The organism is Streptomyces sp. ATexAB-D23 (assembly GCF_000373645.1).
GTDB classification, from domain to species: Bacteria; Actinomycetota; Actinomycetes; order Streptomycetales; family Streptomycetaceae; genus Streptomyces; species Streptomyces castrisilvae.
Map to the genome: position 1 here is coordinate 176957 of NZ_KB892002.1, position 24041 is coordinate 200997.

Here is a 24041-nt window from a genome sequence, read left to right on the forward strand (position 1 = left end):
TCGCACGGGGGACAACGCGCGAATCCACCGGCCCGGGGCCTGGCCCCGTACCGCTACCCGGCCTTCTCCGTCAGGGCCGCCGCCTCCCGCGACAGCCGTACGGCCTGCCGCAGGCTCAGCCCCGGCTCGGCGGTCCGCAGCGCCTTGACCGCCGCCACGGAGTCGAGGGGACCCTCGTGGCCGGCCGCCCTGATCCGGCGCCCGGCCCAGCCGCCGCGCAGCTCCGCATCCGGCACCCCGCTCTGCGCGACGACCAGCCCGAGGGCCCGTTCCAGGCCGGGGCGTTCCGCGTCGCCCGCCCGCTCCAGCGCCTCCCGGAGCGCGGCGGCGACGGCGTCCGCGTCACGCACCACGATCACGGCCATGTCCTGCTTCCCGTTTCCGATCATGTGCCGAGCGTGCCCCGTCCGCCCGCGTTCCTCACGGGTGTTGAGCAACTTCTGAGGTACGCGGCCGGCTTCCGCCCGCCCGGCGGAGGGTGCGGCGGGCGTCCGCCGCTGCGTACGGTCGCGGCATGACTCGTGACGCCGCCCACGTACTCGACCTCGACGCCTACCTCGCCCGGATCGGCTGGAGCGGGGAGCGCCGGCCCACCGCGGCCGTGCTGCGTGGCGTGCACCGCGCGCACGCGCTGGGCATCCCCTTCGAGAATCTGGACCCGGTCCTGGGCGCCGTGCCCTCGCTGGCGCTGCCCGATCTGGAGGCCAAGATCGTGCGCGGTGGGCGCGGCGGCTACTGCTACGAGCAGAACACCCTGCTCGCCGCCGCGCTGAGGGCGCTCGGCTTCGAGGTCACGCTGCTCGCCGCCCGGGTGGTGCTGGGCGCGGCCCCCGGTGACATCCGGCCCCGCACCCACATGCTGATGGAGGTCCGGGTGCCGGGCGAGCCCACCCCGTACCTCGCCGATGTCGGCTTCGGCTCGGCCGGCTCGCTGCTGGAGCCGATCGCGCTGGCCCCGGGGGCGGAGCTGCACGACACCCCGCGCCACCACCGGCTCGTCCGGCCGGAGCACGACGGGCCGCTGGAGCTGTGGGAGCTGGTGGCCCGTACCCGGGACGGCGGGTGGGAGCGGCAGTACGCGTTCACGAGGGAGCCCTTCGAGGCGCCCGACTTCGAGGTCGTCAACTGGCACATCGCGACCAACCCGCGCTCGCCCTTCGAGCATCTGCTGTACGTACGGCGCACCACCGAGGACGCGCATCTGGCCCTGTCCGGCCGCACCCTGGTGGTGACGCCGCACGGTGGCGGCGCCCCGGAGGAACGGGAGCTGGCGGACCCCGACGAGGTGGCGCGGGTACTGGCGGAGCTCTTCACGATCCGGCTCCCGCGGGGCGCCCGCCTCCCGGAGTAGGGCCTGTCGTCACATCCCCGTCGTTCGGCCGCGGGGCGGGCAGCGCGGCGGCAGGAGTTTCCCCGAGTTCCCGGCCGCGCGTGCCCCCCGCCGTGGCGCATCTCACCCGCCCGCCGCGTCACAGTCCCCGGCCACCCGATTCCAAGCCCGGCCCCTCCCGCGACCGGCGTTCCGACGGCGCGGGGAGGCGGGCGCATGGCGATGAAAGCCGGGGACGGCGTGCGCGGCTACCCGGGCGGGCCAACCGGCGGCGGAAGGCCGGGCGGCCCGTGAAACACAGTCGTAAGCTCGCTGACATGCAGGTCATCCAGTCCACGAAGCTCGCCAACGTCTGTTACGAAATCCGCGGCCCCGTGCTGGAGGAGGCGATGCGGCTGGAGGCAGCCGGGCACCGCATCCTCAAGCTCAACACCGGCAACCCCGCCGCGTTCGGTTTCGAGTGCCCGCCGGAGATCCTTGAGGACATCCTGCGCAACCTCTCCGGGGCGCACGGCTACGGCGACGCGAAGGGGCTGCTGTCGGCGCGGCGGGCGGTGATGCAGCACTACCAGACCAAGGGCATCGACCTCGACGTCGAGGACGTCTACCTGGGCAACGGCGTCTCCGAGCTGATCCAGATGTCGATGCAGGCGCTGCTCGACGACGGCGACGAGGTGCTGGTCCCGGCCCCGGACTACCCGCTGTGGACGGCCTCGGTCGCGCTGGCCGGCGGCACGGCCGTGCACTACCGCTGCGACGAGCAGGCGGACTGGATGCCCGACCTCGCCGACATCGAGCGGAAGATCACCGACCGCACCAAGGCGATGGTGATCATCAACCCGAACAACCCGACGGGTGCGGTGTACGACGACGAGATGCTGCGCGGGCTGACGGAGATCGCCCGCCGCCACAACCTGATCGTCTGCTCCGACGAGATCTACGACCGCATCCTCTACGACGGCGCCACCCACACACCCACCGCGACGATCGCCCCCGACCTGATGGTGCTCACCTTCAACGGGCTGTCGAAGAACTACCGGGTGGCCGGTTACCGCTCCGGCTGGATGGCCGTCTGCGGCCCGAAGGCGCACGCCACCTCGTACATCGAGGGGCTGACGATCCTGGCCAATATGCGGCTGTGCGCCAACATGCCCTCGCAGCACGCCGTCGCCACCGCGCTCGGCGGCCGGCAGTCGATCAACGAGCTGGTGCTGCCGGGCGGCCGCATCCTGGAGCAGCGCGACACGGCGTACGAGCTGCTGACGCAGATCCCGGGCGTGACCTGCGTGAAGCCGAAGGGGGCGCTGTACCTCTTCCCCCGGCTCGACCCCAAGGTCTACAAGATCAAGGACGACCGGCAGATGGTCCTGGACCTGCTGCGGGCCGAGAAGATCATGGTGGTGCAGGGGACGGGGTTCAACTGGCCCGACCCGGACCACTTCCGCGTGGTGACGCTGCCCTCGGCCGAGGACCTGACGGACGCGATCGGCCGGATCGCCCACTTCCTGGACGGTTACAGCCAGGTGTGACAGGCCGCGGGCGGCCGCACGCCAACCCTTCCTCGATGATGGACAACTTTAGACTGATTCCAAGCTAGGATGGTCCTCACAGCGACACCAGGAGGCCATCCATGTACGAACCGATCCGCACCAAATCGGTCCACACACCGGCCGACCGTGCCGGCGACTTCCCGCACCGCACCCGCGAGGAGGAGCTGGACATCCAGCTCGCCGGATACCTGGCCGCTCTGCTCGCGGTCACCGACGAGCTCGGCCTCGACGCGGCGGGCGACCGCATCGCCGAGCAGGTCGCCCGGCTGCGCGGCGCCCCGCCCGCCCGGCACGCCGCCCTGAGCGACGCGCCCGCCACCGCCCTCCACCGCCGCGCCCACGCCCTCGCGGGCCGGGCCCTGGTGGTGGCGGCCTCCCGCGCCGACACAGCGGTGGCGATCCTCTCGGCCGAGCGCATGGACGCCCACACCGAGGCACTCCCGCCCACGACCGGCACCGAGCGCCCCACCACCACCCGCACGCGGCTGGCCGCCGCCCACTGACGGCCCCGGGCCACGCGCCGTCGCGACGTGCGGCCCGGGTGCCACCCCTCCGGGCCCCGGCCGACGGGTCACGACCCCGACGCGGTCGCCGACGCGTGCAGAGCGGCGGGCCGGACCGCGACGCTTCGGGATACGGCGGACACGCCGGTACGCCAACGGCCCCCGCCGCCCGGATCGCTCCGGGTGGCGGGGGCCGTCATCGTGCGTACGGCAGGCACTCAGCCCAGGCGCTGGACCAGGGCGCGGTACTCGTCCCACAGCTCCTTCGGCGTGTGGTCGCCGAAGGTGTTGAGGTGCTCGGGGACCAGGGCCGCCTCCTCGCGCCAGACCTCCTTGTCGACCTTGAGCAGGAAGTCGAGGTCGGCCTCGGAGAGGTCCAGGCCCTCGGTGTCGAGGGAGCCCTCGGCGGGAAGGATGCCGATCGGGGTCTCGACGCCCTCCGCCTTGCCCTCCAGCCGCTCGACGATCCACTTCAGGACGCGGCTGTTCTCGCCGAAGCCGGGCCAGACGAACTTGCCCGCGTCGTTCTTGCGGAACCAGTTCACGTAGTAGATCTTCGGCAGCTTCGACTGGTCCGGCTTGTCCGCGCCGACCTTGAGCCAGTGGTTCATGTAGTCGCCCATGTTGTAGCCGCAGAACGGCAGCATGGCGAACGGGTCGCGGCGCAGCTCGCCGACCTTGCCCTCGGCGGCGGCGGTCTTCTCGGAGGCGACGTTGGCTCCGAGGAAGACACCGTGCTGCCAGTTGAAGGACTCGGTGACCAGCGGGACGGCGGAGGCGCGGCGGCCACCGAAGAGGATGGCCGAGATCGGCACGCCCTTCGGGTCCTCCCACTCGGGCGCGATGATCGGGCACTGCCCGGCCGGGACGGTGAAGCGGGCGTTGGGGTGGGCGGCGGGCGTGTCGGACGCGGGGGTCCAGTCGTTGCCCTTCCAGTCCGTGAGGTGCGCGGGCGGCTCCTCGGTCATGCCCTCCCACCAGACGTCACCGTCGTCGGTGAGCGCGACGTTGGTGAAGACGGAGTTGCCCCACATCGTCTTCATGGCGTTGGCGTTGGTGTGCTCGCCGGTGCCGGGCGCGACGCCGAAGAAGCCCGCCTCCGGGTTGATCGCGTACAGCCGGCCGTCCTCGCCGAACCGCATCCACGCGATGTCGTCCCCGATGGTCTCCACGGTCCAGCCGGAGATGGTGGGCTCCAGCATCGCGAGGTTCGTCTTGCCGCAGGCGCTCGGGAACGCGGCCGCCACGTACTTCGACTCACCGCGCGGCGGCGTGAGCTTCAGGATCAGCATGTGCTCGGCGAGCCAGCCCTCGTCCCGCGCCATGACCGAGGCGATGCGCAGCGCGTAGCACTTCTTGCCGAGCAGGGCGTTGCCGCCGTAGCCGGAGCCGTAGGACCAGATCTCGCGGTCCTCGGGGAAGTGCGAGATGTACTTGGTGGAGTTGCACGGCCACGGAACGTCCTCCTGGCCCTCCGCCAGGGGCGCGCCGAGGGTGTGGACGGCCTTCACGAAGAAGCCGTCCGCCCCGAGCTCGTCGAGCACCGGCTGCCCCATGCGCGTCATGGTGCGCATCGAGACGGCGACGTACGCGGAGTCGGTGATCTCGACGCCGATCGCGGAGAGCGGGGAGCCGAGCGGGCCCATGCAGAAGGGCACGACGTACATCGTCCGGCCGCGCATCGAGCCGCGGAAGACGCCCTGTTCGCCCACGAAGATGTCCCGCATCTCGGCGGGGTCCTTCCAGTGGTTGGTCGGACCGGCGTCCTCCTCCTTCTCGGAGCAGATGAACGTCCTGGTCTCGACGCGGGCGACGTCGCTCGGGTCGGAGGCCGCGTAGTAGGAGTTCGGGCGCTTGATCTCGTCGAGTTCGGTGAACGTGCCCTTGGCCACGAGCTCCCCGCACAGGCGCTCGTACTCGGCCTCGGAACCGTCGCACCAGACCACGCGGTCCGGTTCGGTGAGTGCTGCGATCTCATCCACCCAGGAGACGAGCTCCTGGTGGCTGGTGGGAACAGTGAGGGGAGCCGCGATGTCGCGCGCCACGATCGCTCCTTGGTGAGGGTGTCTTCTGTTTGGTGCTCTGGTGCCCCGTGGGGGCCGCGACCCGGATGCGTATACCCCTTCGAATTCCCCTGGCGCTCATCCGGTGCCGACCGCACTCATTTGATCATCCGGCCGTTTTGCCCATATGTCCAGAGGGCCGCCCACGTGAGCATCGACACTCGATGACGGCCCGTATCCCGTACCTACGGTGGCGTAGGTACGATGCGGGGATGACTGCCGCAGCCGCCGCACGCGACTCCACCGGACCGCGCCCGGCCACCCCCGCCGACGCCCCGCTCAAACCGAAGATGCGCGGCTGGCTGCACGCCGGGATGTTCCCGGCCGTGGTCATCGCCGGCACCGTGCTCATCGCCCTCTCGGACAGCACCCGGGGCCGGATAGCCTGCGCGATCTACATCCTGACGGCGTGCCTGCTCTTCGGCGTGAGCGCGGTCTACCACCGCGGTACGTGGGGGCCGCGCGGCGAAGCCGTACTGCGCCGGCTCGACCACGCGAACATCTTCCTGATCATCGCGGGCACCTACACCCCGCTCACCCTGCTCCTGCTGCCCGAGTCCACCGGCACCCCGCTGCTGTGGGCGGTCTGGGCGGCGGCGGTCGCGGGCATAGCCTTCCGGGTCTTCTGGGTCGGCGCCCCGCGCTGGCTGTACACACCCTGCTACATCGCGATGGGCTGGGCGGCGGTCTTCTTCCTGCCGGACTTCATGCGGACCGGCGGGATCGCGGTGCTGGTGCTGGTCGTCGTCGGCGGGGTCCTCTACAGCGTGGGCGGCGTCATCTACGGCATCAAGCGGCCGAACCCGTCACCGCGCTGGTTCGGCTTCCACGAGGTCTTCCACTCGCTGACCCTGGCGGCCTTCGTCGTGCACTACGTCGGCATCTCCCTGGTGGCGTACAACCACAGCTGAACCTCCCCCTCCCGAACAAGGGCCGCGGCTTCCGAGCCGCGGCCCTTTCGCGTGCGCCCGGCACAGTACTCCTCTTTGACATCGCCAACCTTTTGAGAGTTACTATCACTTGACCGAATACGTCACTTGACTGATTTGATCACTTGATTGGCTTCATCACTTGACGGTGACTATCAAAGGAGTGGGCCGTGAACCGACGCTGGTGGGCCCTGGGCGCGCTCGTGGCGAGCATGCTCGTCCTCGGCTTCGACATGACGATCCTCAACGTGGCGCTGCCGACGATGGCCGGCGATCTCGGCGCCACCACGGGCGAACAGCAGTGGATGGCGGACTCCTACGTCGTCGTCTTCGCCGCCCTGATGCTCCCGGCGGGCCTGCTGGGCGACAGGTTCGGCCGCCGCCGGATGCTCATCACCGGCCTCGGCGTCTTCCTGGCAGGCTCGCTCCTCGGCGTCCTCGCCACCGGGGTGCCCGCCGTCGTGGCCGCCCGCTGCGTGATGGGCGTCGGCGGCGCGCTCGTCATGCCACTCGCCCTCGCCGTCCTGCCCTCGCTCTTCGGCGAACCACGGGACCGGATCAAGGCCGTCGGCATCGTCTCGGCCGCCTCCGCGCTCGGCATGCCGCTCGGTCCGATCCTCGGCGGCTGGCTGCTCGACCACTTCTGGTGGGGCTCGATCTTCCTGGTCAACATACCGATGGTCGGCATCGGGATCGCCGCGTGCGTGTTCCTGCTCCCCGAGACCCGCGACCCCGCGGCACCCAGGGTCGACGCCGTCTCCACCGCGCTGACCGCGGCCGGCCTCGGCACCCTGATCTACGCGATCATCGAGGCGCCGGGCCGCGGCTGGGGCGACCCGCTGGTGCTCGCCGCCCTGGCCGGCGGCGCGGTCCTGCTCGCCGCCCTCGTCGTACGGGAACGCAAGGCGGTCCGCCCGATGCTCGACCTGCCCCTGCTGCGGCAGCGGCCGTTCCTGCTGAGCGCGCTCGCCGCGACGCTGGTCATGTTCGTGATGGCCGGGCTCATGTTCATCCTGCCCGGCTATCTCCAGGCCGTACTGGGCCACGACGCCTTCGGCACCGGGCTGCGCATGCTGCCGATGATGGGCGGCCTGATCGTCGCCGCGAAGGCCGGCAGCCCGGTCACCGAGCGCTTCGGCGCCCGCGCCACCATGTCCGCCGGGCTCGTCGTACTCGCCTTCGCCGCGCTGCTCGGCAGCCGTACGACCGTCGACAGCGGTTACGGCTTCACCGCGCTGTGGCTGTCCGTCGCCGGACTCGGCTTCGGCTTCGCGGTCGTGCCCGCCATGGACGCGGCGCTCGGCGCCCTGCCCGCCGACCGGGCCGGCAGCGGTTCCGGGCTGCTGATGACCGTGCGCCAGACGGGCAGCGCCCTCGGGATCGCCCTGCTGGGAAGCCTGCTGGCCGGCGCCTACTCCGCCCGGCTCGACACCACGGGCCTCCCGGCAGCCGCCGCCGGCACCGCCGGGGACTCCGTCGTCGCCGCCCACGCCGTCGCCGCCCGGCTCGGCGCCCGGCACCTCGCGGACTCCGCCGACGCGGCGTACGTCCACGGCATGGGCCTGGTGCTGCTGGTCATCGCCGCGACGTCCCTGGTCAGCGCACTGCTCGTCGGGGCGTTCGTGACGACGGCGCCCAAGGGGCGGGCCCCGTCCCCGGACGTGGCCGCCGCCCCGGCCGATGCCTGACAATGGGGGCCATGGCCGCCACCTCCCGTATCCCCTCCTTCACCGCACCCGAGACGCAGCCGATGGGGCTGCGCGAACGCAAGAAGCTCAAGACCAGGGTCGCGATCCGGCAGGCCACGTACCGCCTCATCCAGGAGCAGGGGTACGAGGCGACGACGATCGAGCAGATCGCGGAGGCGGCCGAGGTCTCACCGAGCACCGTGTTCCGGTACTTCGCGACCAAGGAGGACATCGTCCTCACCGACGAGTACGACCCGGTCATGGAGGCCGTGCTCCGCAGCCGCCCGGCGGACGAACCCCCGCTGGTGTCCGTACGGCTGATGATGCGGGAGGCGCTGTCCTCGTTCCTGACCACCGACGACGAGGAGCTGCGCCAGCGCACCCGGCTGATGGTCGAGGTCCCCGCGATCCGCGCCCGGATGACGGAGACCATGTCGGACACGGCGAAGGTGCTCGCCCTGGTCCTCGCCGACCGCACCGGCCGCAGCGCGGACGACCTGGGCATCCGGGTGTTCATCGCGGCGGTGCTGGGCGCGCTGCGCGAGGTCACGCTGTACTGGGGCGAGCACAACCAGGAGGGCGACCTGCTGGCCATGATCAACGAGGCGATGGACGAGCTGGAGGGCGGCCTGCGCCTCTGACCGCGCGCCGGTCGGACACCGCCGGGCCCAGCGCCCTCCCGATCGACGAGCTGGAGGGCGGCCTGCGCCTCTGACCGCGCGCCGGTCGGGCACCGCCGGGCCCAGCGCCCTCCCGATCAGCCGGCGCCCAGGGCGTCGGCCAGCGCCTGCGGGTCGGTCGTCGGCGCGTCACAGACGAAGTGCCTGCACACGTACGCGGTCGGCGCGCCGTCCGTCATCGGCCGGTCCGCCAGCAACGGGAACTCCGCCCCGCCCGCCTCCCCCGCCGCGACGACCGCGCCGGGCGCCCGCCCCAGCAGGGCCGTACGGTGCAGCTCGCCGCCCACCGGTCCGGCCACCGCCACCTCGCGCGGCCCGTCGAGCAGCGCCTCGGCCACCGCGAGCCCCCAGCCGATGAAGCGCGGCGCACGCGGCCCGAGTGCCTTCACCACGCCCAGCGCCCCTTCGGCTCCGGTGCGGTGGGGCTCCGAGCCGGTGTGCGCGGCGTACGAGAGGAGCGCGCCGGCCGCCGCGGTCCAGCCCGCCGGGGTGGCGCTGTCGGTGGGGTCCTGGGGGCGGCGGATCAGCTGCTCGGCGTCGTCCGCCGTGTCGTACAGCTGGCCGCCCTCGCCGGTGAAGTGCTGGAGCACGATGTCGAGCAGGAACCCGGCGAACTCCAGCCAGGCGCCCTCCCCGGTGACGGCCGCCAGCGCGAGGAAGCCCTCGGCGACATCGCCGTAGTCCTCCAGCACCCCGGCGTGCTCCCCGGCGCGCCCGTCCTTCGAGGTACGGACCAGCCGGGCGACGGGGCCCATGTGCACCCGCACCAGGAGATCGGCCGCCTCGGTGGCGCGCTCGACGAGGTCGGGCCGGTCGAAATAGGCCCCCGTCTCGGCGAGCGCGGCGATCGCGAGGCCGTTCCAGGCGGCGACCACCTTGTCGTCGCGCCCGGGGCGCGGGCGCGCCCCCCGGGCGGCGAGCAACCGCTCCCGTACGCCGGCGGCGCGAGGATCGTCGTGCTCCCCGGGCAGCTGAAGCACCGAGGAACCCTCCTCGAAGGTGCCCTCGCCGGTCACCCCGAAGTACTCCGCGGCGAACGCGGCGTCGTCCTCGCCCAGCACCTCACGCAGCTGCGCCGGCGTCCACACGTAGTACGCGCCCTCGACGTGCCTGCCGTCCGCGTCCTCGCTGTCGGCGTCCAGCGCGGAGGCGAACCCGCCCTCGGGCGTGCGCAGTTCGCGGACCATGAAGTCGGCCGTCTCCAGCGCCACCCGCCGGGCGAGCTCCGACCCGGTCGAGCGCCACAGGTGGGCGTAGACGCGGCACAGCAGCGCGTTGTCGTAGAGCATCTTCTCGAAGTGCGGCACGACCCACTCACGGTCCACGGAGTACCGCGCGAACCCGCCGCCGAGCTGGTCGTAGATCCCGCCCCTGGCCATCGCCTCACAGGTGTCGGCCGCCATCTGCAACGCCCCGTCCGCCCCGGTGCGGGCGTGGTGACGCAGCAGGAACTCCAGCGCCATCGACGGCGGGAACTTCGGCGCCCCTCCGAACCCGCCCCGCTTCTCGTCGTACTCCCGGGTCAGCCCCAGCAGCGCCTGGGCCAGCTCCGCCTCCCCGGGCGGCCCGTCGCCGCCGTGCGCGAGGCTGCGCTCGGACAGATCCCGCACGATGCGCCCGGCCACCTCCCCGACCTCGTCCCGCCGGCCGGTCCAGGCCCCCGTCACCCCTTCGAGCACCTGCCGGAACGACGGCATGCCGTGCCGGGACTCGGGCGGGAAGTACGTCCCGAAGTAGAACGGCTCCGCGTCCGCGGTGAGAAACACGGTCATCGGCCACCCACCCTGCCCGGTGGCCGCCTGCACCGCCTCCATGTACACGGCGTCCACATCGGGCCGCTCCTCGCGGTCCACCTTCACGGACACGAAGTGCTCGTTCAGGTACGCGGCGGTGTCCTCGTCCTCGAACGACTCGTGCGCCATGACGTGGCACCAGTGACAGGACGAGTAGCCGACCGACAGAAGCACGGGCACATCACGCCGCCGCGCCTCCTCGAACGCCTCGGGCGACCAGGGCCACCAGTCGACGGGGTTGTCAGCATGCTGAAGCAGATACGGCGAGGTCACACCAGCCAACCGATTCATGCGAGCCAGCCTCTCACAGCGCCTGGCCGGGGCACGGGGACCGCACGGACGCGGGTGCCTCGTGACCGTAGGACAGTAGGCTGAGCCCGAAGAGTTCCGGAACTGCTCAGGCTCCTCGAAGGAGGTACCCCATGACGGCCGAGATGGTGGCACCCGCGTGGATGCACACGCAGATCAGCGCGGAACAGTACGACTCCTGGTCCGACGAGCAGTGCGCTGGCATCGAGATCGTGGACGGGATGGTCGTCGTGAGCCCGAGCGCCTCCAAGCGGCACAATCGGCTGGCCCGCCTCCTGGCCAACGCCTTGGACACCGCCGCGGGCCCGGACTGGAACGCCGACACGGATTTCGACGTCCGCTTGCAGGACGTCCCCCTCACCAACCGCCGCCCTGACGTCACCGTCTACCGGGCGGAGACCATCGACCTCACACCCACCCGCCCCGAGCACGTCCTCCTGGTCGTCGAGGTCGTATCCCCAGGGTCAGAAACCACAGACCGGATCGTGAAGGTCGACCAGTACGCCAAGGCCGGCATTCCCTTCTACTGGCGCATCGAGCAGGCCGCCACTGGCGTTCCGATCGTCTACACCTACGTCCTCGACCCCGCCAACAAGTCCTACCGGGACGGCGAGATCTTCACCGGCACCGTGAAAGCCACCGCCCCGTTCTCCGTCACGGCCGACCTTGGGGCCCTGTAAGCAACAAGGAATCGCCCGCACCCTCGACGCCTCCGACGTCCTGTGGACTAAGACCTGTCCGCCACCGGGGCCTCTGGGCGGCGGCCCCCAGCTCGGCCTGGACCCGTCGTAGGCGGTCCGGGGGGTGCAGAGCTTCAACCAGATGCCGACCTGCACGTTCTCGCCGGGGCCGAGCCGCATGGTGAGCCGCCCCCGCTTCATGCCCGTCACCCTGATGGCGTCGTCAGCGGATCACTACGTCGTGGTGATCGCTGGCGACGACCTTGCCGTTCTTGACGATCCACACCTCCACGTAATGCCGACCTCGATACATGGTGCGCTCATGGATCCGTGGTCCACGCCCGGGCGTGATCTGACCACGCAGTCCGTGGGCGCTCTCGGCGTCCGGTCCGTGGTTGCGGACCTTCCACCAGATCTCGTACGGCTGCGGGGCATCGGTAGTCACCGTGAAGTAGAGGTCCCGGCCCACGGGGGCAAAGCCGCTCCGGCGCAGGTCCACCGACCCGGTGCCGATGGGGTTCGCGACACGGGCCTCGATCCGGGCCCAGCGTCCGCCAGCCCACTGCACGCCCATCTCCTCGATGGACCTCTCCGATGGCGCCCGGGTGACCCCTTCCCTCGAGGTCGGCCGCCCGGCCTCGGCGAGGGAGGCCGACGCCGTGGCGCGTGCCCTGAACCCGTCGCCGAAGAGCTCCTGCCAGAGCTTGACGCTCTTGTCCTTGTCCTGTTCATCCAGGGCCGTACGCATCCGGGTCGCATACGACTGAATGTGCTTGGCGAAATTGGCGTACCGGTCCTGGTCCCAGCGGTGGTTAAAGCTGGTCTGTGGGCAACTCGGGTCGGCGATCACGGGCATTAGCGGGTTGAGGGCCAGCCACGCGGCGAGGTCCTCGATGAGGTGGACCAGAGTGGTGGGCACGCCGCTGTAGCGGTTGCCCGTGTCGTAGACCTGGACCTGTTCGCCGAGCAAGGCGGTCAGGATCACCGAGGGGATGCGGAAGGTGTCCTTGGAGTCCCGCAGGTACTTCACCAGGCGAATCACCTTGCGCAGGTTGCCGCCGGTCAGCGAGTCCTTCTCCTTCATCCACGCGGTGTAGCCCTCGGGGTTGGTCTCCTCGAACTGCTCTACCTCCGAGTTGACGATCACCTGCCGACCGCCAGGCAGAATGAGGTGGGGAAGGGACTGCTGCACGGATAGGTGACACCTGACCTGGCTTGCTGAGAGGCGGCCTGGAAGGATGTCGCAGTGCCCAAGCCGTATCCGACGGAGTTCCGCGAGGACGTCGTGCGGGTGGCGCGCAATCGCGAGCCCGGCGTCACGCTGGAACAGATCGCCGCCGACTTCGGCGTCCACCCGATCACGCTGTCGAAGTGGCTGCGCCGCGCCGACACCGACAAGGGCGGCGCCAAGCCCGCAACGGCGTCGGGCGAGTCGGCCGAACTGCGCGAGGCCCGCAAGCACATCCGGCTCCTGGAGCAGGAGAACGAAGTGCTGCGGAGGGCTGCGGCGTATCTGTCGCAGGCGAACCTGCCGTCAAAATGATGTACCCGCTCGTCCGCGAGCTGGCCGCCGCCGCTGCCCCTGACCGGGTGGCGGTGACGTGCCGGGTGCTCAAGCTGGCCCGCCAGCCCTACTACCGGTTGCCGGCCTCACCGGTCACCGACACCGAACTCACCATCGCTCATGACCAGCAGCGTTGCGACGACCAGTTGAATCCGCCCCGGCGAGGGCAAGCTGTATCTGTGCGCGGTCAAGGACGTCTACTCGGGCCGCATCGTGGGCTACTCCATCGACGCCCGGATGAAGTCCAGCCTCGCCGTGAGGGCTCTTGAATCCGCGGTGGCCCGTCGGGGCCAGGTCGCTGGATGCATCGTTCATTCCGATCGCGGGTCGCAATTTCGCTCAGGAAATTCGTCGTCGTTCTCGCACGTCACAGCATGATCGGATCGATGGGCCGGGTCAGTGCCCGGCGAGACCCCCGTCGAGTACGAGACCATCATGACTCCACCCGCAGCCCTGGCTGCATAAACCCCGCTGTCACCCGATCATGCAGCAGCCCCATCTGGCTCCGGACCTGACGATCGGAGGCAGCTCAGCGACCACCCTCGGCAGGCCGCTGATGCCCGCACTGCACCAGGCTGCCACTCTTGTCGAAGACCTCGGCATCGTTCCCCGAGTTCACCCACACCGTGATGCCCTGATCGTGCACGACCACGTTGAACGGCGACTCCTCCGCCTCGGTCCCAGTCACCACCGTGAACTCCTCGCCAGGACGCATCCAGTGATCGGTTCCCCACGGCTCGACCCAAAGGCAGAGCATGTTGCTGGTCTCGTTGCTCACGCTCGTCTTCGACACGCTCGCACCTTAACCAGCAACATGATCGGCCGGACAAGTCCTAGCGGGCTGACATCGCCGTCGGCGGCAATACAGGAGGGAACGGAAAGGAAGGCCGCCCCTTACAAGTCGAGCGGAGAAGCTCGTGTGATGATCCTGGCTGTGCGAGACAATGAAGAGGCATCCCGCACAGCCATGTCGGTTCAAGCAGGGCTCAGGTGATGTGGTGATCGCCTTGCTGACCGCTCCAGGGCAGGAAAACCGCGTTGCGCCTTCGAGGCTACGCAAGCAAGGGCACCCGGGCTCCCGTTCGGTCAAACCATGTCTGGCGAGGCCGTGCCGACCTCAGCGTGCACCGCTCCAGCGGCGCGCCAGCTTAGCTGCGGCAATACTCTCAGACGGTGGAACCTCGGCACCCGGGTTTCGTTCTTCCATCTGCGGAGATGTCCAACATCGACCTCAGAGCTCCCGCCATCTGGCGAGGCCGTCAGCGCCCATACAACAATTCTCCCCTGGGCGGCAGAGGCGCTCCGCGCGGCTGTGGGCCTGAGCGCCAGGAAGGGCAGTTGGCCAATCAGCTTTCCCCAGGCCGCGGGTCTGGCCCGCCCTTTGGGCCCCCTGGAGAGGGCACGGTCGACATCACCTGCGGCCAGCAACAGCTCCGTCCCCTTGACGCGGCTGGTGTTGGATGACTTGCCACATCCGTCAACCCGCGGTCCACTTGGACGCAGTATCGCCACATCCAGGTAGCCAACACCTCCTGAGTGTGTCGCCTGCGGCTCAGACAGACGCAAGGGCCGCGGACTACTGAGTTCGCGAGTTCACTCAAAGGATCATTAGCAAGTGCCGCGTGCCTGTTCACCGGCAAGCGCAGGTGTGTTCGCCCGGGGGCGAGTTACTCAGCATCCTTCACCATCTCCGTGAGCGCATTCAGCGTGGCCACCGGTCGGGTAACGGCGCTGAGGCCGCAACGCACGAGACACCCGTGCCGTTGAGGGGGATGTTCGAAGTCTCAACTCATCAGTGCAGGTACCTCGTTGGTTCCCTGTCCTGCCGCACTTGACTTGCCTCATGCGCTGGTCAAGTGGGTCACGATGCTCGTCGTCACCCGCGAGGGTGAACGCCGCTGCAAACTCCCGCCGCACCAAGGCGCGCTCGTCGCTCTGGTGTACCTGCGCAAGCACGACATCCTGGCCCAGATCGCCGGGGCCTTCGGCGTATCGGTCGGCACCGCCCTCGCCTACACCACCGCGGGCATCGACCTCTTGGCCGACCAGTCCCCCGGCTTGCTGAAGGTCCTGCGTGAGACCGACCCGGAGTGCGTGCTGCTCGACGGGACGCTCGCCGAGTGCGACCGCCTGGGCGGCTACTCGCACAAGCACCGCCGCCACGGCATGAACGTGCAGGTCGCGACCGACCGGGCCGGCCAGATCCTGTGGATCTCACCGACGCTGCCCGGCCAGCGTCACGACCTGACCGCGGCCCGCACCCACCGGATCACCCGGATCTACGAACGCCAGGGCGTCCCCGTCCCCGCCGCCGCACCTACACGGGCGCCGGCCCATGGGTCACCACCGGACGCAGACGCCCACCCAACGGCCAGCTGACCCCAACAGATCGGACGGTCAACCGGGCACTGGCCACGTCCGAGCTCCCGTCGAACGCGGTATGGCACGACTCAAGTCCTGTCGAAGCTTCCGAAGATCACTATGCAGCCCGAACCGCATAACGTCAATCGCCAAAGCCGTCCCCACCCTGGAGAGGCAACGCTGAAAACGCTCAGTGCGGGCGCCTTGGCGCAGCGACGAGCGGGGCCGAAACAGGGTCGCCGTAGCACGCAAATGAAGACACGCCAGTCGGGCTGGCGCCTGCAGACCTTGCATCAGTTCGAATCGAAACTTCGCCCGATCTTCTGCATCCGCCCGCTCGTTCACTTGTAAGACGATCGACGGGAGGTTTGAAATAGGTCACGCTTGGATATTTTGTGGACCATCACTATGGAGGCCGTAGATGATTGCATCGATCGTCACATCTGGAGTCGGCGCTGTGATCGCGATCACGGTGTACTGGTTGAATCATCGAGGTGAAGTTCACAGATCCCTACGCAAGGAGCGAATCAACTGGGTAAGTAGCCAGCTAAAAGACCTCTACGGCCCACTCCTTGTGTTGGCGGAGACTAACGAACGGGCATGGAGAGAATATCGCCGGGAATATTTCCCCCACAGAGACCCACTGCAGGGTCCGCCGGCGGAGTCCGGGTCGATTCGATGGCATGTATGGGTGGAGACAGTCTTCGCTCCGAGGGCCCAGCAGATAAGAGAACTCGTCACTGCGCGCGGAGACCTCATTATCGAAAGAGAGATGCCAGCAGTTGTTCTCGATTTCTGCGCTCACGCCGCAACCTACGATGCCCTATTGGCAGACTGGGACACCGTTGCCGTTAACGATTCCACGCTGATCCGTCACCCAGGAAGCAGCTTCCTGTCGTACGTGCGCGAGTCGTACGCCACACTGAAAAGCGAACAGGAAGAATTGCTGAAATCGAGCCGGGGTCAATGAGTCAGAAATTCAATGACAGCAATAGGGGGTAAATTATTCATGAAGGTGTTCCTGAGTTGGTCCGGAGAGCGTTCCAGGAAGATTGCCGAGGCGCTAAGATCCTGGATTCCGGACGTCATCCAGGGGATTGATCCATGGGTCTCGAGCCAGGACATCGCCAAAGGAGGAAAAGGGATCGAGGAGATTACCCATGAACTTGCTGCGACGGACTTCGGAATTATCTGCGTAACCCCGGAGAACGAAGCATCAAGGTGGATTAACTTCGAGGCCGGGTCACTTGCCAAACAGTTTAAGATTGCACATGTCGCTCCATTTCTGATTGACATGAAAATCTCAGACCTAACCGGCCCTCTTTCCAAGTTTCAGGCAACCGTAGGAGAGAGTCGGGATGACGTCCGGAAGCTGATTAGCGACATGAACAAGGCATCAGCGGGGCGAATGGTGGCAGAGGATCGACTGGATCGAGCATTCGCGCATAATTGGCCGGGACTGGAACACGCAATCGGAGAAATCCGTCAGACTCCCCTGCCGGAGGGTGTGCAGCATCCAATCGAGCGGTCCGAGGCGGAAATGCTCGAAGAAATCCTCTTACTGGTTCGAAAGCAGGAATACCGCGGGACAAACCTAGAGGGAAAGGCGAACCAAGCGGAGGAGAAGCTGTCACGCAGTCGGCGCATCAGCGAGGACGAGTTCATCCTGACCTCATTTGCGAAGGTTGGATGGCAGGTGACCGAGTCCTCGCGGGAAAAAAACGAGGTGCACATTACCGCACGACACCCGGAGGACAACAAAGCATTCTTGTCACGCGACTTCATTGACCGCATCGCCAAGTCCTTGGAAAGACCCGTGCTCGTGATGAGCGCCTCAGGTAATACTCTGATCCGCAGCCGTTCCGATTTCCTTTAGCGTGCCCACAATCGGCTTCACCGGTCAAACTTCGCCTCTACAGGAAACGGCATTCCCTCTGTTTTCTTAAAGCGCAGGTTCTCAAGTTTCTCTTCCCGAACCCAGGCGTTCCATGCCTTAATATAGATGGCTACTTGCTCCCGCATTGTATACCGACGCGCACGGCCCCTTCTCTTCACGTGAGGGACCTTGGTCAGGGCGAGCCGCGGGTCTCCAACCTCCAGGTTCGCACCTGAGGTCAAGCCGTCGACCCAGCTAGCCACCTTAACTGCGGGGGCTGCTTCGGTCGTGACAAAATACCCCACTGCCGCGCCGGTCTGGCTCGCAAATACATGTTTGGAAAGGGCGCGCCCCGTGGCCACAGCTTCTCGATACATGTCACTGTCGTCAGTGTATGCCGCCAGAATGCGACCATTCGCGATTCGGGCCCTACTGCCACTCCACGACGAGTCCGGCATACTCTTAAAAAGAAGAACATGTCGAATTGTCGAGTGAAGCAATGGGAGATATTTTTCACCAGTAGATGAAAGTGTATCCACACCACTTCGGCGCTTCCCTGTATCAAGTACAGGGAACGCAGTTTTGGGAAGCCCCTCAAACACGTAAATCCACACTGGAATCTCGGCCTTGATGATGGCATTCAAGCGGTGCTGGCCATCGAGAAGGCACCCTGTACTGAGAGGTCCATCGAGCGCAATCCCTTGATGTGTTAACTGCCACTCCCCGCGGATAATCGCATCAGCCAGGAAATCTACTTGACCCCAGTCCAAGCGACGGTTGACCAAGGCCCGGGACAGCAGTTTTTCTGCCAACTCCGGATCGACTAGCATGAGACGTGGTACCGGCGCACCTTGGGGGGTTCCATTATCGATGACCATCCTAAGATGATAAGGCCATTAGATACATAGCGTCACCAAAGAAGCATATCGATCACTTACGATTACTTGTGGCCAAATGTGAAAACATCATGGCCGAGTTCCGCACGCTGCAGACCAACGCCAGTATCTTGTGCCGCGCCACCGCGCCCTTCCTCGTGACCGTTGGCCTGGCATCCGTCTGACTGCCTGGCCCTGGGGCCGATGAAAGCCGCTGATCGGCCGGGAGGCCGCAACCACCGCGGTGGTCCCCGACGTCACCCGGGGGAACGGATGAGATCCCCGAGTCTTCCTAGGGTGAGCGTCATGGCGATGGATGGGGCCGGACGGCGGTTCGTCGACGGACGGTTCGAGCTGTTGGAACGGCTCGGCGGCGGGGGCATGGGCCTCGTGTGGCGGGCGCGCGACACGGAGTTGCGGCGTGAGGTGGCGCTGAAGGAGGTGCGGCCGTTCGATCCGAGGGTCGCGGAGAACGGCTCGTCGGAGGCGGCCGTTCTGCGGGAGCGGGTGTTGCGGGAGGCCCGTGCGCTCGCGCGGCTGCGGCATCCGCATGTGGTGACCATCTTCCACATCGTCACCGGGCCAGAGCCTCAGTTCCCCTGGCTGGTCATGGAGTTGGTGCCGGGCGGCTCGCTCGCCGACCGGCTGGAGCGGGGGCTGCTGACGCCGCCCGAAGCGGCCCGGCTGGGGCGGGGGGTGCTGGCCGGGCTGGTCGCCGCGCACGCGGCGGGCATCCTGCACCGTGATGTGAAGCCGGCCAACGTGCTCATACGGGAGGACGGCAGCCCCGTCCTCACCGACTTCGGGATCGCCGCACTGGGCGAGCTGTCCACGCTGACGACGACCGGCGCCCTCATCGGCTCGCCCGAGTACATCGCTCCCGAGCGGCTGCGGGGCCGGGAGGGCGACCCCGCGTCCGACCTGTGGTCGCTCGGCATGCTGCTGTACGTCGCGGTCGAGGGCGTCCACCCGTTGCGCCGCAACACCGTTCTGGCGACGCTCACAGCGGTGCTGGAGGAGACCGTGCCGCCGCCCGTCCGGGCCGGGGCGCTCGCCCCGGTCCTGACCGCCCTCCTCGGCCGCGATCCCGCCGCCCGGCCGGACGCCGCGGAGCTGGACCGGCTCCTCGCGGCGGTGGAGGCGGGGACAGTGGGCGGGGCGGTCGCCGACGCGGGGCCGGGCCCCGTCGCCCCGCGCGGCGCACCCGCGCCCGCTCCCGACGCGCCCGGCTACGCCGACCTGCCCACCCACTCGGCGGACCTCCCGCGCCCCGGCCCACCGCAGCCCTCCGACGCCGCGCCTGAGCCCTCCGGCGACGGCGACGGCGACGGCGAGGACAGCGAGGCCACGCCCGAGGACGCCCACGAGGACACCGGCGAGGGCGCGCGCGTGCCGTCGGTCGCCCCGCGCCGGCTCCTGGGCGGTGCCATGACCCTCGTACGGGTGGCCGTCGTACTGGCGCTCGTCGTTGCCGGAGCGCGCTTCCTGCCCGGCCTCATCGAGAAGGCCGGGACCACGGCCGGTTCCGCCGCCGGCGCCACCGGGCCGAAGCATCAGTCCGACGGCTACTTCCTCACCCCCAAGGGCATGCGCGAGGCGGTGGCGGCGCTGAAGGAGAAGGTCGGCGGCACCGTCGTCGGGAGCATGTCGGCACACGGTCACCTGGTGTCGGTGAGCGTCCAGCGCAAGGACCGGCCCGACCTCCGGGTCGGTTACGACTACCGGGGCGACGGGGTGGAAGGCGGGGGCCCGGCCGGCGTCGTCAGCAGAGCCGACGCCCTCGACATGGCCGCGTTCGACTGGGACCTGCTGACCGACCTGTGGCCCAGGGCCCAGGCCGAACTGGGCATCAAGGACGCCGAACGCAGCCACCTGATCCTGGAGTACTCCCCGGACCTCAGGGGCCCCGCCCTCTCGCTGTACGTCAGCGACGCGTACGGCACCGCGCACCTGCGGGTGAACAGTGCGGGGAAGATCCTGGAGCGGTACCCGAGGGAGCCGCCGAAGGAGGACCGGTAGCAGGCCGCGGCGACGCGCCCGGCCGGTCCCGCCTGCGCGTCATGCGTACATTTATCCACCCTTCCTATCGTTGCCGCGCACGCGCACCTCGGGGGAAGGAATCAGTCCATGTACACCATTGTCGTGGTACCCGGGCCCGGTATGGAGCCCTCCGAAGAGTTCCGGCTGGCGCCCGGGGAGACGCTGCGCTTCGGGCGTGGGGCGTCCGGGCGGGCGCTGGCCATTCCGCACGACGGCGTCTCCCGCTCCGCGGGGGAGATCGTCGCCACGGACACGTACTGGTCGCTCAGCAATCTCAGCCGGACGGCGACCTACGCCGTCGAGAACCCGGAGGGTGCCGGGGAGCACATCAAGGTGGCGCCCAGGCGGCTGGGGGCGCCCGTCGCGTTCGAGTTCTCCCGGGTCGTGCTGCCCGCGGGGAACGAGCTGGTCAGCTTCGACGTATGGGCGCCGCGGCACGACTACGCGACCCCGGCCCAGGGGCGCGGCGGGGGCGGGGAGCCGACCGCACTGGCCTTTCCGCTCGACCGGTCGAAGCGGTACTTCACCGTGCTGGCGGCCCTGTGCGAGCCGCGTCTGCGCGGTGAGCCGTACGCGCCGCTGCCCACGGTGGAGCAGGTCGTCGACCGGCTGCGCCCGCTGTGGCCGGCGGCCAACCGGGCCGCCGTGCAGTGGAACATCGACTACCTGGCTGTGAAGCTGCGGCTCAAACCGGGCCCCGAGTCCTGTGAGCCCGGTCGCCGCCTCAACGGCAAGAAGGACACGCTCGTCGCGCTCGCGCTCCGGTTCGACCTGGTGCGGGAGGACGACCTCGCCGCACTGCGCCCCGTCACGAACGGCACCGCGCGGTGAGCGGGCAGCGGCCGTACGCCGTCGCATCCGTGCCGCCCGGCTACCGCGTCGGCCCCTGGATCGTCGAGAAACCGCTCGGCGCCGGGGCCTTCGGCAATGTGTACGCGGCCCGCCACGAGATCCCCGGCGCCCAACCGCCGCGCGCCGCCCTGAAGTTCCTGCCGACCGGTACGCACACCCCCCGCCAGCTGCGCCACCTGCGGGAACTGGCCGAGCGCGAGGTGTCGCTGCTGAGCCGACTCCGTTCGCCGCGGCTGATCCGGATGCACGACGCGCTGACCGTGGACGACCCCGACCATCCCGAACTCGACGGCGCGACCGTCCTCGTACTGGAGGAGGCGCGCAGCTCCCTCGACGCGGCGCTGGGAGCGGACCGCCCGCCCGAGGAGGGGCCCGCCCTGCTGGTGCAGGTCTGCGAGGGCCTGCGGCAGCTGCACGGCGCGGGCTGGATCCACGGGGACCTCAAACCGGGCAACGTGCTGCTGATGAAGGACGGGACCGCCCGGCTCGGCGACTTCAACATGGCCGCCGAGCTGGAGGGTACGCATGCCTACTCGCCGGCGTTCGCGACGGCCGACTACACCCCGCCCGAGCTGCTGTGGTCCGAGATCGGCGAGCGGGGCATGCAGATCCGGCAGACCGCGGACATCTGGGCGTTCGGGGTCCTGGCGCACCTGGTCCTGACCGGTTCCTTCCCGCTTCCCGGGGGCACGCCGACCGCCCGCCGGGACGCGGCCGTGCGCTACGCGCGGGGCGAGGACGAGCTGCGCCTGGCGCCCGAACTGCCCGTTGCCTGGCGGGAGATCGTACGGGACTGTCTCGCCCGCACGCACGAGGAACGGGCCCCGCACGACGCGGCGTCGCTGCTGCGTCGGGCCTCGGCAGCGGCGGCGGGGCGCAAGCCGCGACGCCGCCCCGTCAGCCGCCCCCTGCTCCTGGCGGTGGCCTTGGCCGTCGCCGTGAGCGCGGCGGGCCTCGGGGCGCGGGCGCTCTGGGGCGGGGACCCGGCCGCGAAGCCGGGCGCGGGCTCGGCCGCGGCCGCGAAATCCGGCGAGGACGAGGCCGGGCGGACCCGGGTGCCGGCGGGGTACGAACGCTGCCCGTCCCGTTCCGTCTGCTTCTTCCCGGAAGCGGACGGCCGGGGTGAGATGTGTGCCTGGGACGGCGACGACACCGACTGGGCGGACGGCATGAACGACTGCGCCTGGGCCTCCGACCGGCCCCCGGGCTCGGTCTTCAACAACGGTGCCGCCGACCCCAACGGCTATGTCGACGTGACGTATTTCGCGGAGGCCCAGCTGCGCCGCCGCGTCGGCTGCGTCGAGAAGGGGCAGCGGGTCAACCTCGCGCCGGCCTCTCGGGTGAGGTCCCACACCTGGGCCAAGACCTGCGCCCTCTGACGTACGAGGTACCGCCCGCCCGGCACGGGCGGGAGGGTGTTGGTGTGCCGCCGAGGGGTGGCACACCAACGGGGGGTGTGGCATGAAACGGGGGTTCATCGCCGCGTGCGCGGTCGCAGCGGCCTTGTCGGCCGCTGCGACCGGGTGCACACGGAGCGGCTCCACGGAGCAGGAGCGGGCGGCGGACGGGCAGGAGCCCGCCTACACCGAGCAGCTGCGGATCTCCGACGCCACCGAGGCACTGACGAAGCGGTGCATGAACCGCGCGGGCTTCCGGTACTGGACGAGCCTCCGGCTCAGCGTGGAGGAGAGCCGGCCGCTCGACTACGTCAACGACGACGTCGCGTGGGCCGCCGCCCACGGCTACGGCAGCCGCATCCAGGAGAAGACGGACAAGGCGCACCGGGCGAATCCGAACGGAACCTATCGCGAGGGGCTCTCCCCGCAGCGCCGCGAGGCGTACGACCAGGCGCTCGACGGCGGCCGGGACGCCACCGTCCTCACCGCCGAGATCCCCACCCCGGACGGCACCGCGCACATCAGCAAACGGCTCGGCGGCTGCTCGGCCGAGGCCGAGAAGAAGCTGTACGGGGACCCGGCCGCGTGGTTCCGCGCGGCCAAGGCGGTCTCCAACCTCACCGCGCTGTACGCCCCCCGGGTCACCCGGGACAAGGAGTTCACCGCCGCCCTCGCCGCCTGGTCCCGCTGCATGCGCCTGGCCGGGCACCCGTACCCCGATCCGCCCGCCGCGCAGGACGCGGTGGCACGGCAGGCCGCCGGCCTCGCCCCGGACAAGGCGTTCGAGGCGGAGAAGCGCGTCGCGGTCGCCGAAGCGCGCTGCGCGCACGAGAGCTCCCTCGCCGATGTCACCCGGGAGCGTGAGAGGCACTACCGCGCGGCCCTGCCCGTCCGCTACCGCGAGCTGATCGACACACACCGGCGGCTGGAGCGCCAGGCGTACGCACGCGCGTCGGAAGTCACCGGTCCGCGCGTCTGATCCGACCGCCCCACAGATTTCCACGGCGCCGTGCCGTGGACCACCACGCCTCTGACGAGGCAGACACACAGGAGCGAACCATGCGAAAGCTGGGCATGTCCATCGCCGCACTCGGTCTGGCCGCCGCCGGCCTTGTCGTCCCCGCCGCGGCCGCCCAGGCGTCCGCCACGGGCGCCGCGTCCAACCACTGCAACGACATCTGGCCGGGCCGCAACGGCAAGGTGTACGCCTACAACGAGACGTACTGCAACGGGGTGCTGGGGTACACCGCGGGCAACGACGCCGACTGGAACAAGGCGGGCGGCGGCTTCACCAGCGCGAGCGACAAGGCCTCGTCCGTCCTCAACGCCGGCTACACGGGCGGCAACGACACCGTGAAGTTCTACTACCTCGCGAACTACACCGGCGGCTACGGCTGCATCGGCCCGAACGAGTACTTCGTCGACAACCTGGCCCGCAACACGCTCAGCAACGGCGCGAGCGCCAACAACAACATCCGTTCCCACAAGTGGGTGAGCAGCTGCGACAACCTGATGCACTGAGCCCAATCCCCTGCGGCCCACCGGAATTTC

At 69.2% G+C, this 24041-nt stretch carries 20 protein-coding genes and 2 pseudogenes; 16 read left to right on the plus strand and 6 right to left on the minus strand.

The features are described 5' to 3' along the window. Window positions 1-53 precede the first annotated feature (53 nt). Window positions 54-389 carry a hypothetical protein gene (locus tag B082_RS0103175; RefSeq protein ID WP_018550369.1) on the minus strand — a complete coding sequence of 112 codons (336 nt, stop codon included), beginning with the start codon at window positions 387-389 and terminating at the stop codon, window positions 54-56. A gap of 125 nt (window positions 390-514) precedes the next feature. Between B082_RS0103175 and B082_RS0103185 the strand changes: the two genes are divergently transcribed. The 3 genes from B082_RS0103185 (at window position 515) to B082_RS0103195 (ending at window position 3383) form a co-directional block, all read left to right on the plus strand. Beyond that, on the plus strand, window positions 515-1351 hold the full coding sequence (locus tag B082_RS0103185; protein WP_018550370.1) for an arylamine N-acetyltransferase family protein: 837 nt from the start codon (window positions 515-517) through the stop codon (window positions 1349-1351). Between the two features lie 296 nt (window positions 1352-1647). Next, a complete protein-coding gene (locus tag B082_RS0103190) occupies window positions 1648-2859 on the plus strand; it encodes a pyridoxal phosphate-dependent aminotransferase (protein ID WP_018550371.1) in 1212 nt (403 codons plus the stop codon). Between the two features lie 101 nt (window positions 2860-2960). Beyond that, complete coding sequence (locus tag B082_RS0103195; RefSeq protein WP_018550372.1) at window positions 2961-3383, plus strand: hypothetical protein; 423 nt, start codon at window positions 2961-2963, stop codon at window positions 3381-3383. Window positions 3384-3601: 218 nt separating this feature from the next. Here B082_RS0103195 and B082_RS0103200 read toward each other — a convergent pair whose 3' ends face one another. Beyond that, a complete protein-coding gene (locus B082_RS0103200) occupies window positions 3602-5428 on the minus strand; it encodes a phosphoenolpyruvate carboxykinase (GTP) (RefSeq protein WP_018550373.1) in 1827 nt (608 codons plus the stop codon). Between the two features lie 230 nt (window positions 5429-5658). Here B082_RS0103200 and trhA point away from each other — a divergent pair, with 230 nt between their 5' ends. The 3 genes from trhA (at window position 5659) to B082_RS0103215 (ending at window position 8704) form a co-directional block, all read left to right on the plus strand. Beyond that, entirely contained in the window at window positions 5659-6357 is a 699-nt protein-coding gene (gene trhA / locus B082_RS0103205) for a PAQR family membrane homeostasis protein TrhA (RefSeq protein WP_018550374.1), read from the plus strand. A gap of 230 nt (window positions 6358-6587) precedes the next feature. Beyond that, entirely contained in the window at window positions 6588-8063 is a 1476-nt protein-coding gene (locus B082_RS0103210) for a DHA2 family efflux MFS transporter permease subunit (protein ID WP_106435462.1), read from the plus strand. An 11-nt stretch (window positions 8064-8074) separates the two neighbouring features. Beyond that, on the plus strand, window positions 8075-8704 hold the full coding sequence (locus tag B082_RS0103215) for a TetR/AcrR family transcriptional regulator (RefSeq protein WP_018550376.1): 630 nt from the start codon (window positions 8075-8077) through the stop codon (window positions 8702-8704). A 116-nt stretch (window positions 8705-8820) separates the two neighbouring features. Here B082_RS0103215 and B082_RS0103220 read toward each other — a convergent pair whose 3' ends face one another. Beyond that, on the minus strand, window positions 8821-10827 hold the full coding sequence (locus B082_RS0103220) for a thioredoxin domain-containing protein (RefSeq protein WP_026249380.1): 2007 nt from the start codon (window positions 10825-10827) through the stop codon (window positions 8821-8823). A 131-nt stretch (window positions 10828-10958) separates the two neighbouring features. On the opposite strand from B082_RS0103220, the gene B082_RS0103225 reads away from it, so the two are divergent. Then, a complete protein-coding gene (locus tag B082_RS0103225; RefSeq protein WP_018550378.1) occupies window positions 10959-11525 on the plus strand; it encodes a Uma2 family endonuclease in 567 nt (188 codons plus the stop codon). Between the two features lie 223 nt (window positions 11526-11748). Here B082_RS0103225 and B082_RS37380 read toward each other — a convergent pair whose 3' ends face one another. Next, window positions 11749-12717 carry a nucleotide-binding domain-containing protein gene (locus tag B082_RS37380; RefSeq protein WP_158688850.1) on the minus strand — a complete coding sequence of 323 codons (969 nt, stop codon included), beginning with the start codon at window positions 12715-12717 and terminating at the stop codon, window positions 11749-11751. 54 nt (window positions 12718-12771) lie between these two features. Here B082_RS37380 and B082_RS39720 point away from each other — a divergent pair. Continuing rightward, window positions 12772-13502 (plus strand): annotated as a pseudogene (locus B082_RS39720) (DDE-type integrase/transposase/recombinase); the annotation flags it as partial. Window positions 13503-13618: 116 nt separating this feature from the next. On the opposite strand, the gene B082_RS0103240 reads toward B082_RS39720, so the two are convergent. After that, window positions 13619-13882 carry a hypothetical protein gene (locus tag B082_RS0103240; RefSeq protein ID WP_018550381.1) on the minus strand — a complete coding sequence of 88 codons (264 nt, stop codon included), beginning with the start codon at window positions 13880-13882 and terminating at the stop codon, window positions 13619-13621. Between the two features lie 1016 nt (window positions 13883-14898). On the opposite strand from B082_RS0103240, the pseudogene B082_RS35535 reads away from it, so the two are divergent. From B082_RS35535 to B082_RS37725, 3 genes and pseudogenes are all read left to right on the plus strand, one after another. Beyond that, window positions 14899-15634: pseudogene (locus B082_RS35535) on the plus strand (transposase family protein). 237 nt (window positions 15635-15871) lie between these two features. Further along, window positions 15872-16420, plus strand: a complete 549-nt coding sequence (locus B082_RS39125; protein ID WP_158688851.1) for a hypothetical protein — start codon at window positions 15872-15874, stop codon at window positions 16418-16420. A 39-nt stretch (window positions 16421-16459) separates the two neighbouring features. Beyond that, complete coding sequence (locus B082_RS37725; protein ID WP_158688852.1) at window positions 16460-17326, plus strand: toll/interleukin-1 receptor domain-containing protein; 867 nt, start codon at window positions 16460-16462, stop codon at window positions 17324-17326. A 17-nt stretch (window positions 17327-17343) separates the two neighbouring features. On the opposite strand, the gene B082_RS39130 is transcribed toward B082_RS37725, so the two are convergent. Further along, complete coding sequence (locus B082_RS39130; RefSeq protein WP_158688853.1) at window positions 17344-18204, minus strand: hypothetical protein; 861 nt, start codon at window positions 18202-18204, stop codon at window positions 17344-17346. 303 nt (window positions 18205-18507) lie between these two features. On the opposite strand from B082_RS39130, the gene B082_RS0103260 reads away from it, so the two are divergent. The 5 genes from B082_RS0103260 (at window position 18508) to B082_RS0103280 (ending at window position 24011) form a co-directional block, all read left to right on the plus strand. Continuing rightward, window positions 18508-20220 (plus strand): serine/threonine-protein kinase, encoded by a 1713-nt coding sequence (locus B082_RS0103260; RefSeq protein WP_018550384.1) that lies wholly within the window; start codon window positions 18508-18510, stop codon window positions 20218-20220. Window positions 20221-20328: 108 nt separating this feature from the next. Then, entirely contained in the window at window positions 20329-21072 is a 744-nt protein-coding gene (locus B082_RS0103265; protein WP_018550385.1) for an FHA domain-containing protein, read from the plus strand. Next, a complete protein-coding gene (locus B082_RS0103270) occupies window positions 21069-22472 on the plus strand; it encodes a serine/threonine-protein kinase (RefSeq protein ID WP_018550386.1) in 1404 nt (467 codons plus the stop codon). Before B082_RS0103265 ends, B082_RS0103270 begins: the two co-directional genes overlap by 4 nt. Window positions 22473-22554: 82 nt before the next feature. Next, window positions 22555-23469 (plus strand): hypothetical protein, encoded by a 915-nt coding sequence (locus B082_RS0103275; protein ID WP_018550387.1) that lies wholly within the window; start codon window positions 22555-22557, stop codon window positions 23467-23469. Between the two features lie 80 nt (window positions 23470-23549). After that, entirely contained in the window at window positions 23550-24011 is a 462-nt protein-coding gene (locus B082_RS0103280; protein ID WP_018550388.1) for a hypothetical protein, read from the plus strand. Window positions 24012-24041: the final 30 nt, after the last annotated feature.

Coding starts and splice junctions, on each gene's coding strand:
- B082_RS0103275 (WP_018550387.1), top strand. CDS start 22,555: ATGAAACGGGGGTTCATCGCCGCGTGCGCGGTCGCAGCGGCCTTGTCG.
- B082_RS0103185 (WP_018550370.1), top strand. CDS start 515: ATGACTCGTGACGCCGCCCACGTACTCGACCTCGACGCCTACCTCGCC.
- B082_RS0103215 (WP_018550376.1), top strand. CDS start 8,075: ATGGCCGCCACCTCCCGTATCCCCTCCTTCACCGCACCCGAGACGCAG.
- B082_RS0103225 (WP_018550378.1), top strand. CDS start 10,959: ATGACGGCCGAGATGGTGGCACCCGCGTGGATGCACACGCAGATCAGC.
- B082_RS37725 (WP_158688852.1), top strand. CDS start 16,460: ATGAAGGTGTTCCTGAGTTGGTCCGGAGAGCGTTCCAGGAAGATTGCC.
- B082_RS0103195 (WP_018550372.1), top strand. CDS start 2,961: ATGTACGAACCGATCCGCACCAAATCGGTCCACACACCGGCCGACCGT.
- B082_RS0103220 (WP_026249380.1), bottom strand. CDS start 10,827: ATGAATCGGTTGGCTGGTGTGACCTCGCCGTATCTGCTTCAGCATGCT.
- B082_RS0103175 (WP_018550369.1), bottom strand. CDS start 389: ATGATCGGAAACGGGAAGCAGGACATGGCCGTGATCGTGGTGCGTGAC.
- B082_RS0103280 (WP_018550388.1), top strand. CDS start 23,550: ATGCGAAAGCTGGGCATGTCCATCGCCGCACTCGGTCTGGCCGCCGCC.
- trhA (WP_018550374.1), top strand. CDS start 5,659: ATGACTGCCGCAGCCGCCGCACGCGACTCCACCGGACCGCGCCCGGCC.
- B082_RS0103265 (WP_018550385.1), top strand. CDS start 20,329: ATGTACACCATTGTCGTGGTACCCGGGCCCGGTATGGAGCCCTCCGAA.
- B082_RS39125 (WP_158688851.1), top strand. CDS start 15,872: ATGATTGCATCGATCGTCACATCTGGAGTCGGCGCTGTGATCGCGATC.
- B082_RS0103210 (WP_106435462.1), top strand. CDS start 6,588: ATGCTCGTCCTCGGCTTCGACATGACGATCCTCAACGTGGCGCTGCCG.
- B082_RS39130 (WP_158688853.1), bottom strand. CDS start 18,204: ATGGTCATCGATAATGGAACCCCCCAAGGTGCGCCGGTACCACGTCTC.
- B082_RS0103190 (WP_018550371.1), top strand. CDS start 1,648: ATGCAGGTCATCCAGTCCACGAAGCTCGCCAACGTCTGTTACGAAATC.
- B082_RS0103260 (WP_018550384.1), top strand. CDS start 18,508: ATGGCGATGGATGGGGCCGGACGGCGGTTCGTCGACGGACGGTTCGAG.